This window comes from Streptomyces sp. NPDC051738, from assembly GCF_044453205.1.
GTDB lineage: Bacteria > Actinomycetota > Actinomycetes > Streptomycetales > Streptomycetaceae > Streptomyces.
The window spans coordinates 181,748-198,156 of record NZ_JBITCM010000002.1 but is presented as its reverse complement, the minus strand read 5'-3'; the positions used below and the strand labels follow the sequence as shown (position 1 = coordinate 198,156).

12 protein-coding genes and 2 tRNA genes are annotated in these 16,409 nt (G+C 68.2%); 12 read left to right on the top strand and 2 right to left on the bottom strand.

Translation table 11 applies throughout. From position 1 onward, the window contains the following. Positions 1-523 precede the first annotated feature (523 nt). On the top strand, positions 524-718 hold the full coding sequence (locus ACIA8X_RS05485; RefSeq protein WP_004001285.1) for a hypothetical protein: 195 nt from the start codon (positions 524-526) through the stop codon (positions 716-718). A 55-nt stretch (positions 719-773) separates the two neighbouring features. Continuing rightward, positions 774-2,927, top strand: coding sequence for a serine/threonine-protein kinase (locus ACIA8X_RS05480; RefSeq protein WP_393451425.1), 2,154 nt, complete (start codon positions 774-776; stop codon positions 2,925-2,927). A 64-nt stretch (positions 2,928-2,991) separates the two neighbouring features. Here the strand turns inward: ACIA8X_RS05480 and ACIA8X_RS05475 are convergent. Beyond that, positions 2,992-3,062, bottom strand: a tRNA-Gly gene (locus ACIA8X_RS05475). Between the two features lie 132 nt (positions 3,063-3,194). Between ACIA8X_RS05475 and ACIA8X_RS05470 the strand changes: the two genes are divergently transcribed. The 5 genes from ACIA8X_RS05470 (at position 3,195) to clpX (ending at position 8,025) form a co-directional block, all read left to right on the top strand. Beyond that, a tRNA-Pro gene (locus ACIA8X_RS05470) sits at positions 3,195-3,271 on the top strand. Between the two features lie 209 nt (positions 3,272-3,480). Further along, positions 3,481-4,875: a trigger factor gene (tig, locus tag ACIA8X_RS05465; RefSeq protein ID WP_393451422.1), complete on the top strand. Its 1,395-nt coding sequence runs from the start codon at positions 3,481-3,483 to the stop codon at positions 4,873-4,875. A gap of 345 nt (positions 4,876-5,220) precedes the next feature. After that, complete coding sequence (locus ACIA8X_RS05460) at positions 5,221-5,826, top strand: ATP-dependent Clp protease proteolytic subunit (protein ID WP_393452080.1); 606 nt, start codon at positions 5,221-5,223, stop codon at positions 5,824-5,826. Between the two features lie 50 nt (positions 5,827-5,876). Further along, on the top strand, positions 5,877-6,557 hold the full coding sequence (locus ACIA8X_RS05455; protein ID WP_393451419.1) for an ATP-dependent Clp protease proteolytic subunit: 681 nt from the start codon (positions 5,877-5,879) through the stop codon (positions 6,555-6,557). Positions 6,558-6,738: 181 nt separating this feature from the next. Next, positions 6,739-8,025 (top strand): ATP-dependent Clp protease ATP-binding subunit ClpX, encoded by a 1,287-nt coding sequence (clpX, locus tag ACIA8X_RS05450; RefSeq protein WP_393451416.1) that lies wholly within the window; start codon positions 6,739-6,741, stop codon positions 8,023-8,025. A gap of 815 nt (positions 8,026-8,840) precedes the next feature. On the opposite strand, the gene ACIA8X_RS05445 is transcribed toward clpX, so the two are convergent. Continuing rightward, a complete protein-coding gene (locus tag ACIA8X_RS05445; RefSeq protein ID WP_393451413.1) occupies positions 8,841-9,851 on the bottom strand; it encodes a hypothetical protein in 1,011 nt (336 codons plus the stop codon). Between the two features lie 136 nt (positions 9,852-9,987). Here ACIA8X_RS05445 and ACIA8X_RS05440 point away from each other — a divergent pair, with 136 nt between their 5' ends. The 5 genes from ACIA8X_RS05440 (at position 9,988) to ACIA8X_RS05420 (ending at position 16,402) form a co-directional block, all read left to right on the top strand. Further along, positions 9,988-12,612, top strand: coding sequence for a valine--tRNA ligase (locus tag ACIA8X_RS05440; protein ID WP_399457823.1), 2,625 nt, complete (start codon positions 9,988-9,990; stop codon positions 12,610-12,612). Between the two features lie 140 nt (positions 12,613-12,752). Beyond that, a complete protein-coding gene (locus ACIA8X_RS05435) occupies positions 12,753-14,240 on the top strand; it encodes a bifunctional folylpolyglutamate synthase/dihydrofolate synthase (protein WP_393451407.1) in 1,488 nt (495 codons plus the stop codon). Between the two features lie 10 nt (positions 14,241-14,250). Continuing rightward, positions 14,251-14,583 (top strand): DUF4233 domain-containing protein, encoded by a 333-nt coding sequence (locus ACIA8X_RS05430; protein ID WP_393451405.1) that lies wholly within the window; start codon positions 14,251-14,253, stop codon positions 14,581-14,583. A gap of 117 nt (positions 14,584-14,700) precedes the next feature. Then, entirely contained in the window at positions 14,701-15,114 is a 414-nt protein-coding gene (gene ndk, locus ACIA8X_RS05425) for a nucleoside-diphosphate kinase (protein WP_004001296.1), read from the top strand. Positions 15,115-15,382: 268 nt separating this feature from the next. Further along, the gene (locus tag ACIA8X_RS05420; RefSeq protein WP_062720616.1) at positions 15,383-16,402 is read left to right on the top strand and encodes a rod shape-determining protein; all 1,020 of its coding nucleotides are present in this window, start codon (positions 15,383-15,385) and stop codon (positions 16,400-16,402) included. Positions 16,403-16,409: the final 7 nt, after the last annotated feature.

The window sequence follows — 16,409 nt, the reverse complement described above, 5'->3', positions numbered from 1 at the left end:
ATCCGGGGGAGTCGATCCGGGACCTCGCTGCGCATGCGGGGGACGAGACAGCGTGGAACATCTGAGGCACCCTAGCGTTGTCTGTGTGATTTCGTAAAACCCCCGAGGTCATTAGCGGTTATTGCGCACGACTTCGCGTGTACAGCGAACATGCACCTGGCAGACACCTACTTGTCACCCTCATTGTCCGGATTCATCCTGACTAAGTAGTGCATATGGCCAGGAGGTGACGTCGATGAAATGATCACCGGGCTGCGAATTCGAAATACCGGCGAACACGTTGTGTGGCGATGGAAACGATCCCGCCGAAATATCTGTACGAGCGCCTCGTCGAAATGCCGTACGGGCGCAAGCGGAGAGGTCGGTGCGCGTCAAGGGTCCGCACAGATCCAGCACAGGTGTGGCGAACGAAACGTCACGTGCCGCATAGCGGGGCCCGGTTGGTGGCACGATGGTTCTGGCGGGGGTGCGCGGGGTTGCATCCCCTGGCGGGAGAGCGGACCGACCGAGGGTGTGATCTGTTGTGGCCATTTCGCTGTCAGTGGTACTGCTGTTGGCGATCGTCCTGGTGGTGCTGATCCGCGGCGGATCCCTGAAGGCCGGCCCCGCCGTCGTCGCCGTGCTGTTCGGCTTCTTCCTTGCCTCGACGGGCATGGCGGACGACATCCAGAGATTCCTCAACTCGATAGCCGAGACCATCAACTCCATCCAGTTCTAGGGTCCGTGGGGCGGCCCGAAGGGGTACGGATACCCTCGTCCGTGATCGTCGAACGTTGCGGAACGACGGTGCGGATCGGGGGACGTACGGGATGGCGCTGCGCGAGAGCGACCCGGCGGAGGTGGGCGGCTACCGGATCGAGGACCGCCTCGGCTCCGGCGGCATGGGCGTGGTGTACCTGGCCCGTTCCGCCTCCGGTCGTCGCCTCGCGCTGAAGGTCGTGCACGCGCAGTACGCCGACGACGACGAGTTCCGCATCCGCTTCCGCCGCGAGGTGGCCGCAGCCCGCCAGGTCAGCGGCGCCTTCACGGCCCCCGTCGTGGACGCGGACGCCGATGCGCCGCGCCCCTGGATGGCCACGCTCTACATCCCCGGCGAGGACCTCGGCACCCACGTCCGCCGCCACGGCCCGCTGCCGCTGCCCGAGTTGCGCGAACTCGCCGCCGGCCTCTCCGAGGCGCTGCGCGACATCCACCGCGCCGGAATGGTCCACCGGGATCTGAAACCGGCCAATGTGATGCTCGCCGAGGACGGCCCCCGCGTCATCGACTTCGGTATCTCCCGCGCCGCCGAGTTCGCGGCCTCCGACGTCCTCACCCAGACCGGCCGGGTGATGGGCACCCCGCCCTTCATGTCCCCCGAGCAGTTCTCCTCCCCGCAGGACGTGGGCCCGGCCGCCGACGTCTTCTCCCTCGGCTCGGTCCTCGCGTACGCCGCCACCGGCCGCGGCCCGTTCGACAGCCCGAGCCCCTACGAGACGGCCGTACGGGTCGTCGACGGCGACGCGGAACTCGACGGCGTACCGGACGAGTTGCTCCCGTTCATCCGCCTCTGTCTGGAAAAGCACCCCAAGTCCCGCCCCACCACGGGCGAACTCCTCTCGCTGCTCCGCGACGGCCGCCTGCCCGACCCGCGCCCCGAGCCGGCCCCCGACCTCCCTGCCGACGAGCCGCCCCCACCCCGCCCCCGGCGCCGCCGACGACTGGTGCTCCTCTCCGCGCTGGGCGCCCTGCTGCTGGCCGCCGCGACCACCGTCACCGTCGTCGCGGTCAACGCCGAGCCGACCCCGGTCGAGCACGACCTGCCCGCGGGCTGGCAGGCATGGCAGGCCAAGGACGGCAACAAGTCCGCCGGCGAGACCGGCCCCTTCTCGAACTGCGCGGCGCTCGACGGCGGGCTGATCTGCGCCGGCGACAGCATCAAGGCCGTCCGCTTCTCGCTCGCCACCGGCAAGGTCGACTGGAGCCACACGGTCGAGGACAACCCCGACCCGGACTCCGGAACCAGCGAGGGCGAACTCCTCGGCGCCGCGAACCACCGCGTCTTCACCTTCGCCAACCGGGCCCGCAATAACAGCGAGGTGTCGCAGTACGCCGTCCAGGCCCTCGACGCCCGCACCGGAGCCCTGCGGTGGAGCAGGGCCCTGACCGGCATGCCGCCCTCCGTGGAGTCCGGCAGCGCCCGGCTCATCCCCGAGGGCCTGCTCCTGCTGCTCGAAGGGGAGGACAACACGTACGTCCTCCTGGACCCGGCCACCGGCAAGCCCCGCTGGAAGCGTTCCGCACCCGCCCAGGACACCTGCTCGGTGCGTGCCGCAGACGGCACCGGCTACCTCCTGTGCACCGGCAACAACGACAAGCGCACCACCGTCTCCCGGCTCGATGCGGCCACCGGCAAGCCACGCTGGACGGCCAAGCTCCCAGGCGGCCTGACCTTCGCCGGCCGCAGCGGCGGCCGCCTCGTCCTGCTCGGACAGTCGTACGCCGACTCGTCCCTCCCGACCCAGCGCCGCGTCACCCTCCTCGACGCCGACGGCACCGGCCACCGCCAGGTCCCCCTGGCCCGCGCCGTACCTTCGGGATCCCGGGCCGTGGTCAGCCACGACACCCTCTACTTCACGCTCAACAGCGGCGAGGTCCGCGCCGTGGCCCCCACCACCGGCCGCACGCTGTGGAGCACCCCGTCCTCGATCGAACGCCCCGGCGCCCCGGCGATCTCCGACACCTACGTCTTCCTGGCCTCCCCGGGCGGCCGCCTCGCCGCCCTGGACCGCCGCACCGGCAAGGAACTCCACACCGTCCCCGGCCGCGACGTACGCACCGACCCCGTCTTCGTCTACACCGGCACCACCCCGGTCCCGCACGGCGACGCCCTGTACGTCCCGTACGGCATCCGCTCGGTGTACGCGGTGGACGTGCGCAGCCTGTAACCGGGCCCGCAAACGCCTCGGGCCCGGATCCACCAGGGAATCCGGGCCCGAAGACTCACACCAGAGCGGGCGACGGGAATCGAACCCGCGTAGCTAGTTTGGAAGACTAGGGCTCTACCATTGAGCTACGCCCGCACAGCGACGCGCCGCAGGTCAGGTGACCGCGGCACTGCAGGCATCGTAGCGGGTCCGGCACCCTCGGCGCACACCCCGTAAATGCGGCGGCCTCACTGCCTGCGGCCATGTACCCTACGTGTCGCACCAGCACGGGGTGTGGCGCAGCTTGGTAGCGCGTCCGCTTTGGGAGCGGAAGGCCGTGGGTTCAAATCCCGCCACCCCGACCAGGACCGGTCACCAATCCGGCCACGCGCGCGACGACCTCGTGTGATCGCGTTCCGTGATCGCCTTTGAGGGCGTGTTGCCTCTGCCGTTACTATGCAAGCTGCACGCCCGTGTGTCTCTCCATCTGATGAAGTCCTCCCGGGCGGCGAAATCCGCCGGGCCAGTCTGGCTCCGGCAGAACCCAAGAAGTCAGCCACAAGGAGACCGAACCGTGAAGAGCGCCGTGGAGACCCTGAACCCGACTCGGGTTCGGCTCACTGTCGAGGTGCCCTTCGAGGAGCTCAAGGACAGCCTCGACGCGGCGTACAAGAAGATCAACCAGCAGGTCACGGTGAAGGGCTTCCGCAAGGGCAAGATCCCGGCCCGCGTCATCGACCAGCGGTTCGGCCGCGGCGCCGTGCTGGAGGAGGCCGTCAACGACGCGCTCCCGAAGTTCTACACCGAGGCGGTCAACGAGGCCGAGCTCAACGTCCTGGGCCAGCCCGAGGTCGACATCACCGAGCTGAAGGACGGCGACACGCTGAACTTCACCGCCGAGGTCGACATCCGCCCGACCATCGAGATCCCGGACTACTCCGGCATCGAGGTCGAGGTCGACGCCGTCGAGGTGACCGACGAGGACATCGAGAAGTCCGTGGAGCAGCTCCGTGAGCGCTTCGCGTCGACGTCTCCCGTCGAGCGCGCCGCCGAGGACGGCGACGTCGTCACCATCGACCTGGAGGCCAAGGTCGACGGCGAGGTCCTCGAGGACGGCGTCGCCAGCGGCGTCTCCTACACCATCGGCTCCGGCGAGCTGCTGGACGGCATCGACGACGCCGTCAAGGGCCTGGAGGCCGGTGGCGAGACCACCTTCACCTCCGAGCTCAAGGGCGGCTCCGCGGCCGGCAAGGAGGCCGAGGTCACCGTCAAGGTCAGCCAGGTCGCCGCGCGCGAACTGCCCGAGCTGGACGACGACTTCGCGCAGCTCGCCTCCGAGTTCGACACCCTCGACGAGCTCAAGGCCGACAGCCGCAAGCGCCTCGAGAACATGAAGCAGTTCGACCAGGCCACGCAGGCCCAGGAGCGCGTCCTGGAGAAGCTGCTGGAGCTCGTCGAGGTGCCCGTCCCCGAGAAGCTGCTCGAGGACGAGATCAACACCCGTAAGCACAACCTGGAGCACCACCAGCTCGGCCAGATGGGTCTCGACCTCGAGAAGTACCTCGAGATCCAGGGCAAGACGGTCGAGGAGTTCGACGCCGAGACCAAGGAAGCCGCGGTCAAGGGCATCAAGACGCAGTTCGTGCTCGACGAGCTCGTCAAGCAGGAGAAGCTGAACGTCAACCAGGAGGAGCTCACCGAGCACCTCATGCGCCGCGCCGCCTCCTCCGGCATGTCGCCCGACCAGTTCGCCCAGGCGGTCGTCGAGGGCGGCCAGGTTCCGCTCCTGGTCGGCGAGGTCGCCCGCGGCAAGGCCCTGGCCGTCGTGGTCGAGAAGGCCACGGTCAAGGACACCAACGGCGAGGTCATCGACCTGGACGACGAGGACGAGGTCGAGCAGGCCACGGAGACGGTGGAGGCCGCCGAGGGTACGGCTGACGCCGCCGACGAGGAGAAGTCCGAGGGCTGAGCCCACGGCGCCTGGTAGGTCGTACGAGGGGCCCTGCGGACGTATCACGTCCCGGGGCCCCTCTGTCGTACGGCTGGGCGGCGCCGCCAAGGGGCGCGGGGAACTGCGCGAACGGCCACGACGGACCCGCAGCCGCCCACAACGCGGCGGAGCCGCGGCGAGCATCCGCCCACCGCCGGAGGCTCTACGCCCCCGGCGAACACTCCCGGAACCGGGATGGCACTGCCCAGCCTGCGCGTTAGGGTCCATGAGTATGAGGGCAGGGGAGCCCCCGTTGCCCGCAGAACACGTGCAGACGGCCCGGACGCCGTCGTAAGACGAGCAGGTGGATACGTGACGAATCTGATGCCCTCCGCCGCCGGCGAGCCTTCCATCGGTGGTGGCCTCGGCGACCAGGTCTACAACCGGCTGCTCAACGAGCGGATCATCTTCCTCGGCCAGCCGGTCGACGACGACATCGCTAACAAGATCACCGCACAGCTGCTGCTCCTGGCCGCCGACCCGGAAAAGGACATTTTCCTTTACATCAACAGCCCCGGCGGCTCGATCACGGCAGGCATGGCGATCTACGACACCATGCAGTACATCAAGAACGACGTGGTGACCATCGCCATGGGTCTCGCGGCGTCGATGGGGCAGTTCCTGCTCAGCGCGGGAACGCCGGGCAAGCGCTTCGCGCTGCCGAACGCCGAGATCCTGATCCACCAGCCCTCCGCGGGCCTGGCCGGTTCGGCCTCCGACATCAAGATCCACGCCGAGCGCCTGCTGCACACGAAGAAGCGCATGGCCGAGCTCACGTCGCAGCACACCGGTCAGTCGATCGAGCAGATCACCCGTGACTCGGACCGCGACCGCTGGTTCGACGCTCACGAGGCCAAGGAGTACGGCCTCATCGACGAAGTGATGGAAACGGCCGCCGGCATGCCGGGCGGCGGCGGCACCGGGGCCTGAGACCCCCGTAGCGCCCCCAGCCGACCGCCTCAGCCCCTAGGAGACAGATAGTGAACGACTTCCCCGGCAGCAGCCTGTACGACCGCTCGCGCGCCGAGTACGCGGGCCCCGTGGCCGAGTCCCGGTACGTCATCCCCCGCTTCGTCGAGCGCACCTCGCAGGGCATCCGCGAGTACGACCCGTACGCGAAGCTCTTCGAAGAGCGCGTGATCTTCCTCGGCGTGCAGATCGACGACGCCTCCGCCAATGACGTCATGGCGCAGCTGCTGTGCCTGGAGTCGATGGACCCCGACCGGGACATCTCGGTCTACATCAACAGCCCGGGCGGCTCCTTCACCGCGCTCACGGCCATCTACGACACGATGCAGTTCGTGAAGCCGGACATCCAGACGGTCTGCATGGGCCAGGCGGCCTCCGCCGCCGCCGTCCTGCTGGCCGCCGGCACGCCTGGCAAGCGCATGGCGCTGCCGAACGCGCGTGTGCTGATCCACCAGCCGTACAGCGAGACCGGCCGCGGTCAGGTCTCCGACCTGGAGATCGCCGCCAACGAGATCCTCCGGATGCGTGCGCAGCTGGAGGAGATGCTGGCCAAGCACTCCACCACGCCGATCGAGAAGATCCGCGAGGACATCGAGCGCGACAAGATCCTCACGGCCGAGGACGCGCTCTCGTACGGGCTGATCGACCAGATCATCTCCACCCGGAAGATGAACAACGCCGACGTTCGCTGACGCGGACCCGGTATTGTCTGCTGCCCCTTGGCACGGTTTGGGACGGTGCACGTCAAAGTGAACCGCGCCAAGGGGGGCCCGAACGGGGGGCCAGGCAAGGTACCGTCGGACATAAGGCAGCACCAGGAGCCGCTGGAACCTAAAACGTCCAGGCGTCTCCCAGGCGAAGGGGAAGCACACCGTGGCACGCATCGGTGACGGCGGCGATCTGCTCAAGTGCTCGTTCTGCGGCAAGAGCCAGAAGCAGGTCAAGAAGCTCATCGCAGGCCCTGGTGTGTACATCTGCGACGAGTGCATCGATCTCTGCAACGAGATCATCGAGGAAGAGCTCGCGGAGACCAGTGAGGTCCGCTGGGAGGAACTGCCCAAGCCGCGCGAGATCTACGAGTTCCTCGAAGGCTATGTGGTCGGCCAGGAGGCGGCGAAGAAGGCCCTCTCCGTCGCCGTCTACAACCACTACAAGCGCGTTCAGGCCGGCGAGAACGGCGGCGGTCAAAGCCGCGAGGACGCCATCGAGTTGGCGAAGTCCAACATCCTGCTGCTGGGCCCCACGGGCTCCGGCAAGACACTGCTCGCCCAGACCCTGGCCCGCATGCTGAACGTGCCGTTCGCGATCGCGGACGCCACGGCGCTGACGGAGGCCGGGTACGTCGGCGAGGACGTCGAGAACATCCTGCTGAAGCTGATCCAGGCGGCCGACTACGACGTCAAGAAGGCCGAGACCGGGATCATCTACATCGACGAGATCGACAAGGTCGCGCGGAAGAGTGAAAATCCGTCGATCACCCGCGACGTGAGCGGCGAGGGCGTCCAGCAGGCCCTGCTGAAGATCCTGGAGGGCACCACGGCCTCGGTCCCGCCGCAGGGCGGCCGCAAGCACCCGCACCAGGAGTTCATCCAGATCGACACGACGAACGTCCTGTTCATCGTGGGCGGCGCCTTCGCCGGGCTGGAGAAGATCATCGAGTCCCGGGCCGGCGCCAAGGGCATCGGCTTCGGCGCGACGATCCGCTCCAAGCGCGAGCTGGAGGCCAAGGACCAGTTCGAGGACGTCATGCCCGAGGACCTGGTCAAGTTCGGCATGATCCCCGAGTTCATCGGCCGCCTCCCCGTCATCACCTCGGTCCACAACCTGGACCGCGAGGCCCTGCTCCAGATCCTCGTCGAGCCGCGCAACGCGCTGGTCAAGCAGTACCAGCGCCTCTTCGAACTCGACGGTGTGGAGCTCGACTTCGAGCGTGAGGCCCTGGAGGCCATCGCCGACCAGGCCATCCTCCGCCAGACGGGCGCGCGCGGCCTGCGCGCCATCATGGAAGAGGTCCTGATGTCGGTGATGTACGAGGTGCCGTCCCGCAAGGACGTCGCCCGCGTGGTCATCACGGCGGACGTCGTCCACTCGAACGTGAACCCGACGCTGGTCCCGCGCATCGTGGGCAAGAACGACGGGCGGCACGAGAAGAGCGCGTAACGCTGCGCTGTGCTCGTACCTAGGTGAGGGTGCCCAGCCGATGAGTCGGCCGGGCACCCTCACTGTTTACCGAAAAGATCAAGACGATCTCTATCGAACGCTTGTGCCTTACGTCTGCCCTCTGTTTGGATCTTCTGTGACCGAAGTAAACGGGAGGGAAGGACATGATGTCCTTGAAGGCGAAGCGTGTACTGGCGACCGTGGCTGTGACGGTTGCTGCGGGGGTCGTTCCCCTGGTGACAGCGGCCCCGGCACACGCCGATTTGGCTGACTGCGCGAGCTACCTTGCGGTTAGGGACTATGTGGTGGGACCCAAGGTGAAGCATGCATGCAGCTATCCGGCTACGCATGCTCCGGCTCCTTGGGGCGATCTACCGAGTCCGCAGTGTCTCGCGGAGCTGAAAGTCATTAACGTCAAGGAGTCCCATGCCGTCGCTGCCTGTAAGCGGGCCTAGGGAGGGGCGATTTGTGTCGCGGGCTGCTTAGGTAGTGGTACATCTCCTACGAATGAGGGGCTCAGACAGCTGGCTGAGCCCCTCACGCATGAGTCCTGATGGATCAGTCCTTCAAGCGGGCATCGTTACGGAGCTTGGCGGCGAGGGAGGCCGTGTCGTCGATCGAAGGGTCGTCATCAGGGCGGACGTCGTCCGCTCGAACGTGAACCCGATGCTGGTGCCGCGCATCGTGGGCAAGAACAACGGGCGGCACGAGAAGAGCGCGTAGCATCGCGCCGTCCCGCACGCCTGGTAAATGCGGAGGGGCCCCGGCTCGGGGCCCGCTTGCGTGTTCACGACTGGTGCTCGTGACCGGCGCCGTTACTCCTTCACGCGGGTGGCCTCGTACACCTTCACCGCCTCCGCCGCGGCCTCTTCGACCGTGGACACCTGCCCGCCTGTCTGGGACTTGGCGAGATCGACGGCCTGCACCAGGCCGAGCGTGCTGTAGTCGGCCCAGGCGCACGAGGGCACCTCGAAGCTGCTCGGCGCTCCGGCCTGCGGCTCGGTGGGGGTGAACCTCACCGTCTGGCACTTCATCAGGGCGCCTTCGAATCCGTCCGGCTCGACCACCTCGGGGTCGCCGACCAGCTCGGTCTTCGTCTTGGTACCGGTCTCCGTCCCAGACTCCGAGAACTTCTTCTCGGCCAGCTCGAAGTACGCATCGATGGAGGCCTCGGGGTCGGAGATGTCGCCGTAGTAGCCCTCGAGGCTCATGGCCTGCCCGGTGGGAACGGTGCTGCCGCCGGACGAGGTGGTGTAGGTGCCCTGGGCGCGGTGCGGGTCCTGGATTCCGATCGACTCCGCTTCCTTCTTGTCGTCGCCGCTCAGGGCGCCTTCCCGCGAGCCGAGCGTGGACTTCTTGTAGTCGCCGATGGTCGAGGGAAGCGTCAGCTTGTAGCCCTTGGTGTCGTCCGAGACGGCGCTGTTGCCCGCGCCACCGCCGCCGAACACGAAGTACGCCCCCACACCGATCGCGACCACGACGGCCACCGCGCCGATGATCAGGCCGGCCTTCTTGTTGCCGCCACCCGGCGCCGGCGGCTGCGGTACCCCGTACGGGGCCTGGCCGTACGGCGGCTGCTGCGGCGGGACGCCCTGCGGGTAGGCGTAGCCCGGCTGGGCGGGCGGCGCCTGCTGCGGGTAGCCGTAGCCGGGCTGGCCCTGGGGCTGAGCCGGGGGCTGGGGCGGCGGCGCCTGCTGGGGGTAGCCGTAGCCGGGCTGGGGCGCCTGCGGCGGCTGGCCGTACGGACCGGGCTGCTGCGGCTGCCCACCGTACGGACCGGGCTGCTGAGGCTGCCCGCCGTACGGGCCCGGCTGGTTGTAGCTCATTTCTGGGTTCCCCTCCAGATGCTTATGTGTTCCTGACATCCTGGCGCAGACGCAGGCAACGCATGGCATCGGGGTGCCCACCGTTACAGAACAAACGCGTTTCGGGGCACCCCCGGGTCACCCCTAAACTGAGCGCGTGACCGAGAACGCTCAGCAGCAGCCACCAGCGCCCGACACCGAACTGCCGACCCAGTACGCGCCGGCCGACGTAGAGGGGCCGCTGTACGAGCGCTGGGTAGAGCGCGGTTACTTCGAGGCGGACGCGAAGAGCGACAAGACGCCGTACACCATCGTCATCCCGCCGCCGAACGTCACCGGCAGCCTGCACCTCGGGCACGCCTTCGAGCACACCCTCATCGACGCCCTGACGCGCCGTAAGCGCATGCAGGGCTTCGAGACGCTGTGGCAGCCCGGCATGGACCACGCCGGTATCGCCACGCAGAACGTCGTCGAGCGCGAGCTCGGCAAGGAGGGCAAGTCCCGGCACGACCTGGGCCGCGAGGCCTTCGTCGAGCGGGTCTGGCAGTGGAAGGCCGAGTCCGGCGGCCAGATCAGCGGTCAGATGCGCCGCCTCGGCGACGGCGTCGCCTGGACCCGCGAGCGCTTCACCATGGACGAGGGCCTGTCCCAGGCCGTCCAGACCATCTTCAAGCGCCTCTACGACGATGAGCTCATCTACCGCGCCGAGCGCATCATCAACTGGTGCCCCCGGTGTCTTACGGCCATCTCGGACATCGAGGTCGAGTACCAGGACGACGACGGCGAGCTCGTCTCCATGAAGTACGGCGACGGGGACGAGACGATCGTCGTCGCCACGACCCGTGCCGAGACGATGCTCGGAGACACCGCCGTCGCCGTCCACCCGGACGACGACCGCTACAAGCACCTGATCGGCAAGCTCATCAAGCTGCCGCTGACCGAGCGCTCGATCCCGGTCGTCGCCGACACCCACGTCGACCCCGAGTTCGGCACGGGTGCCGTCAAGGTCACCCCTGCCCACGACCCGAACGACTTCGAGATCGGCCAGCGGCACGACCTGCCGGCCATCACGATCATGGACGAGCACGCGGTCATCACCGCCCACGGCCCCTTCCAGGGCCTGGACCGGCTGGAGGCCCGCTCGGCCATCGTCGCCGCGCTGCGAGCCGAGGGCCGGATCGTCGCCGAGAAGCGGCCGTACGTCCACAGCGTCGGCCACTGCTCACGCTGCAAGACCACCATCGAGCCGCGCCTGTCCATGCAGTGGTGGGTCAAGGTCGGCCCGCTCGCCAAGGCCGCCGGTGACGCGGTCCGCGACGGCCGGGTCAAGATCCACCCGCAGGAGATGGAGAAGCGGTACTTCGACTGGGTCGACAATCTCCACGACTGGTGCATCTCGAGGCAGTTGTGGTGGGGCCACCGCATCCCGGTCTGGTACGGCCCGAACGGCGAGGTCGTCTGCGTCGGTCCCGACGACGAGGTCCCGACCGGCGAGGGCTGGAACCAGGACACCGACGTCCTCGACACCTGGTTCTCCTCCGGCCTGTGGCCCTTCTCGACCCTCGGCTGGCCCGAACAGACCGAGTCGCTCGCGAAGTTCTACCCGAACTCCGTCCTGGTCACCGGCTACGACATCCTCTTCTTCTGGGTCGCCCGGATGATGATGTTCGGCCTTTACGCGATGGACGGCACCCCGCCGTTCCACACCATCGCCCTGCACGGCATGGTCCGCGACCAGTTCGGCAAGAAGATGTCGAAGTCCTTCGGCAACGCGGTCAACCCGCTGGACTGGATGGACAAGTACGGCAGTGATGCCCTGAGGTTCACGCTGGCTCGCGGTGCGAACCCCGGCGTCGACGTCCCGATCGGCGAGGACTGGGTCCAGGGCTCCCGCAACTTCGCCAACAAGATCTGGAACGCGACCCGCTTCGCGCTGATGAACGGTGCGACGGTGGACGGCCCGCTGCCGGACGCGTCGAAGATGTCCTCCACGGACCGCTGGATCCTGTCCCGCCTGAACTCCGTCGTCGCCGAAGTCGACGCGTTCTATGAGGACTTCCAGTTCGCCAAGCTGTCCGACGCCCTCTTCCACTTCGCGTGGGACGAGGTCTTCGACTGGTACGTCGAGCTGTCCAAGACGACGTTCCAGGCGGGCGGCGAGCCGGCCGAGGTCTCCAAGCGCGTCCTCGGCGAGGTCCTGGACGTCACGCTGAAGCTGCTGCACCCAGTGGTTCCGTTCGTCACGGAGACCCTGTGGACCACCCTCACCGGCGGCGAGTCGATCGTGATCGCCGAGTGGCCGAGCGACAGCGGCTTCCGTGACCAGGCCGCCGAGCGGGAGATCGAAACCCTCCAGCAGGTCATCACCGAAGTCCGCCGCTTCCGCGCCGACCAGGGTCTGCAGCCGGGCCAGCGCGTCCCGGCCCGCCTGACCCTCGACGGCACGGCCCTCGCCCCGCACGAGCCGGCCATCCGCCAGCTGCTGCGCCTCCAGCCGGAGGGCGAGTCCTTCACGGCCACGGCGACCCTGCCGGTCGCGGGCGCGGAGGTCGCGCTGGACCTCTCGGGCGTGATCGACGTGGCGGCGGAGCGCAAGCGCCTCGCGAAGGACCTCGCGGCGGCCGAGAAGGAGAAGGCCCAGGCAACGGCCAAGCTCGGCAACGAGGCGTTCCTGGCGAAGGCGCCGGACCAGGTGGTGGAGAAGATCCGCGGCCGGCTCACCAAGGCCGACGAGGACATCGCCCGGATCGCAGCCCAGCTGGATCGGCTGCCTCAGCAGTAGCCGACCAAGGGGCGCGGGGAACTGCGCGACCAGCCACAAACCTCCCCGCGCCCGCCGGACGGCACGAGCCCTCCCACTCCTTAGGCACTCCGCGCCCACTCCGTACGCACGCTGTCAGTCCCCCTCCGTAGACTGACCCCGTGAGTGAGAGCGACGACCCCTTCGACGAGATCATCGCGGCGGAAACCGACCGCGACCCCGACCTCGCGGTCATCGAGGCCGGCAGCCGCACCCTGCGTACCCAGGGCGGCCCGCCGGAGGCCGACGTGCCCGGCCGCCCCGAGGACCCCGAGGTCGACAAGGCCCTGCGCACCGTCGAGGCGGAGCTCGCCACCCGCTGGGGCGAGACCAAGCTGGAGCCCTCGGTCACCCGCATCGCCGCACTCATGGACGTGCTGGGCGATCCGCAGCGGGCGTACCCCTCCATCCACATCACCGGCACCAACGGCAAGACGTCGACCGCCCGCATGATCGAGGCCCTCCTCGGCGCCTTCGAACTCCGCACCGGCCGGTACACCTCTCCGCACGTCCAGTCGATCACCGAGCGGATCAGCCTCGACGGCGCGCCGATCTCCGCCGAGCGGTTCATCGAGACGTACGACGACATCAAGCCGTACGTGGAGATGGTCGACTCCTCGCAGGAGTACCGCATGTCCTTCTTCGAGGTGCTCACGGGCATGGCGTACGCGGCTTTCGCCGACGCGCCCGTCGACGTCGCCGTCGTGGAAGTGGGGATGGGCGGGTCCTGGGACGCCACCAACGTCATCGACGGTGATGTGGCCGTCGTGACGCCCATAGACCTCGACCACACCGACCGGCTCGGCGGCACCCCGGGCGAGATCGCCATCGAGAAGGCCGGCATCGTCAAGCAGGACGCCACCGTGATCATGGCCCAGCAGCCGGTGGACGCCGCGCAGGTGCTGCTGAAGAAGGCCGTGGAGGTCGACGCGACCGTGGCCCGTGAGGGCCTGGAGTTCGGCGTCGTGTCGCGTCAGGTCGCCGTCGGCGGACAGCTGGCGACCCTGCGCGGACTGGGCGGCGAATACCCCGAGGTGTATCTGCCGCTGCACGGCGCGCATCAGGCGCACAACGCCGCCGTCGCCCTCGCCGCCGTGGAGGCGTTCTTCGGTGTCGGCGCCGCGCGGGCCGAGTCGCTGGACATCGACACGGTCCGCAAGGCGTTCGCGGCCGTCGCCTCGCCGGGCCGTATGGAGGTCGTACGGCGCTCACCCACCGTCGTGCTGGACGCCGCCCACAACCCGGCGGGGGCGCGGGTGACCGCCGAGGCGATCGGGGAGGCCTTCGACTTCAGCCGGCTGATCGGGGTCGTGGGGGCGAGCGGCGACAAGAACGTGCGGGGGCTGCTGGAGGCCTTCGAGCCGATCTTCGCCGAGGTCGTCGTCACGCAGAACTCCTCGCACCGCGCCATGGACGCCGACGAACTGGCCGCCATCGCCGTCGAGGTGTTCGGCGACGAGCGCGTGCAGGTCGAGCCACGGTTGCCGGACGCCCTGGAGGCCGCGATCACGCTGGCCGAGGAGGAGGGCGAGTTCGCGGGCGGCGGTGTGCTGGTCACCGGGTCCGTCATCACGGTCGGCGAAGCCCGGCTGCTGCTCGGGAAGGGCTGAGTTCCGAAAGATGCGTACGCTCTGTTCATCGACCCTGATCGGCGAGTTCTTCGTCATCGGCTTCGCCGGTCTGGTCGCCATGAAGGACCCCGACCTGTCCATGTCGCAGGTGTGGACGGTCAGCGGCATCGCGATGTTCCTGTGCCTGCTGCTGTGCGGTGTGGTGACCCGCCCCGGCGGCGTCGCCCTCGGCTGGGCCCTGCAGATCGCGCTCATCGCCTCCGGCTTCATCGTCCCCACGATGTTCTTCCTCGGCGTGATCTTCGCGGCGCTGTGGTGGGCGTCGGTGCATTTCGGCAGAAAGGTAGACGAGGCTAAGGCGAGATTCGCGGCGCAGGCATAGGGCGGGGAAAGCGGCCGGTCCGGGGCCTGAGCCCAAGCTGACACTGCGTAACAGGCATCTGGGAACGCCCTGTAGCCTCATCCCACCGCACCACCGGCTGTAAGAAGGAGCCCTTCCGTGACCCAGCGCACCCTCGTCCTGCTCAAGCCCGACGCAGTCCGCCGCGGCCTGACCGGCGAGATCATCAGCCGCATCGAGCGCAAGGCCGGCTGGCAGATCACCGCGCTGGAGCTGCGCACGCTGGACCAGGAGACGCTGGAGCAGCACTACGGAGAGCACAAGGGCAAGCCCTTCTACGAGCCGTTGGTGGAGTTCATGGCTTCCGGCCCGGTCGTCGCCCTGATCGTCGAGGGCGAGCGGGTCATCGAGGGGCTGCGCCAGCTGGCCGGCCCGACCGACCCGATCGCCGCCGCCCCCGGCTCCATCCGCGGTGACTACGGCGTGATCGTCCGCGAGAACCTCATCCACGCCTCCGACTCCGAGGAGTCCGCCGAGCGCGAGGTGAAGATTTTCTTCCCGGGCCGTGCCTGAGCCCTTTCAACCGGCCCGATCCGGGGCGGCCGTAGAAACTCTGCTGCCCCGCGGCATATGCGTGGCGATCGAGGGAACGAGTGCCCCCGATGGCCCGTCCCTACAAGCGGGGCGGCTCGCCATCTGATGACAATGGCGAAGACCCTCCCGCAGTGTTCGCGAAGGCGCGTCTACGATGGAAGCCTTCACGTCACAGCACCTACTTCGCCGACCTGAAAAGCCATCAAAAGCTCCCAGGAAGGCCAGACGAATCCTGATGGGGAACTCAATGTCGTTCATCGGCCGTGACATGGCTGTCGACCTCGGGACCGCCAACACGCTGGTGTACGTCAGGGGTCGCGGGATCGTACTCAACGAGCCGTCCGTCGTCGCGATCAACACCAACACCGGTGGCATCCTTGCGGTCGGCGCCGAAGCGAAGAAGATGATCGGGCGGACCCCTGGCAACATCGTTGCCGTACGTCCGCTGAAGGACGGCGTCATCGCCGACTTCGAGATCACCGAGCGGATGCTCCGCTACTTCATCCTGAAGATCCACAAGCGGCGGTATCTGGCTCGTCCGCGGGTCGTCGTCTGTGTGCCCTCCGGCATCACCGGCGTCGAGCGCCGCGCCGTCATCGAGGCGTCGTCCCAGGCCGGCGCCCGTCAGGTGCACATCATCGAGGAGCCCATGGCCGCCGCCATCGGCTCCGGCCTGCCGGTCCACGAGGCCACGGGCAACATGGTGGTCGACATCGGCGGTGGCACCACGGAGGTCGCGGTCATCTCCCTCGGCGGCATCGTCACCGCCCAGTCCATCCGCGTCGCGGGCGACGAGCTGGACAACGCGATCATCCAGCACATCAAGAAGGAGTACTCCCTTCTGCTGGGTGAGCGCACGGCCGAGCAGATCAAGATCACGGTCGGTTCGGCGTACGACCTCGACGCTGACGAACACACCGAAATCCGCGGCCGGGACCTCGTCTCCGGGCTGCCGAAGACCGTCGTCATCTCCGCGGCCGAAGTGCGCAAGGCCATCGAGGAGCCGGTCAACTCGATCGTGGACGCCGTGAAGACGACCCTCGACAAGTGCCCGCCGGAGCTGTCCGGCGACATCATGGACCGAGGAATCGTTCTGACCGGCGGCGGCGCCCTGCTGCGCGGCCTCGACGAGCGCCTGCGCCGTGAGACCGGCATGCCGATCCACATCGCCGAGGACCCGCTGGACAGCGTGGCGCTCGGGTCCGGCAAGTGTGTCGAGGAGTTCGAGGCGTTGCAGCAGGTGCTGGACGCCCAGCCCCGCAGATGACGTAACT

What these genes read in the sequence shown, in the direction of transcription:
- ACIA8X_RS05460 (WP_393452080.1), top strand. Translation starts at nt 5,221, where the DNA reads ATGCCCTCCGCCGCCGGCGAGCCTTCCATCGGTGGTGGCCTCGGCGAC.
- ACIA8X_RS05445 (WP_393451413.1), bottom strand. Translation starts at nt 9,851, where the DNA reads ATGAGCTACAACCAGCCGGGCCCGTACGGCGGGCAGCCTCAGCAGCCC.
- ACIA8X_RS05420 (WP_062720616.1), top strand. Translation starts at nt 15,383, where the DNA reads ATGTCGTTCATCGGCCGTGACATGGCTGTCGACCTCGGGACCGCCAAC.
- ACIA8X_RS05430 (WP_393451405.1), top strand. Translation starts at nt 14,251, where the DNA reads ATGCGTACGCTCTGTTCATCGACCCTGATCGGCGAGTTCTTCGTCATC.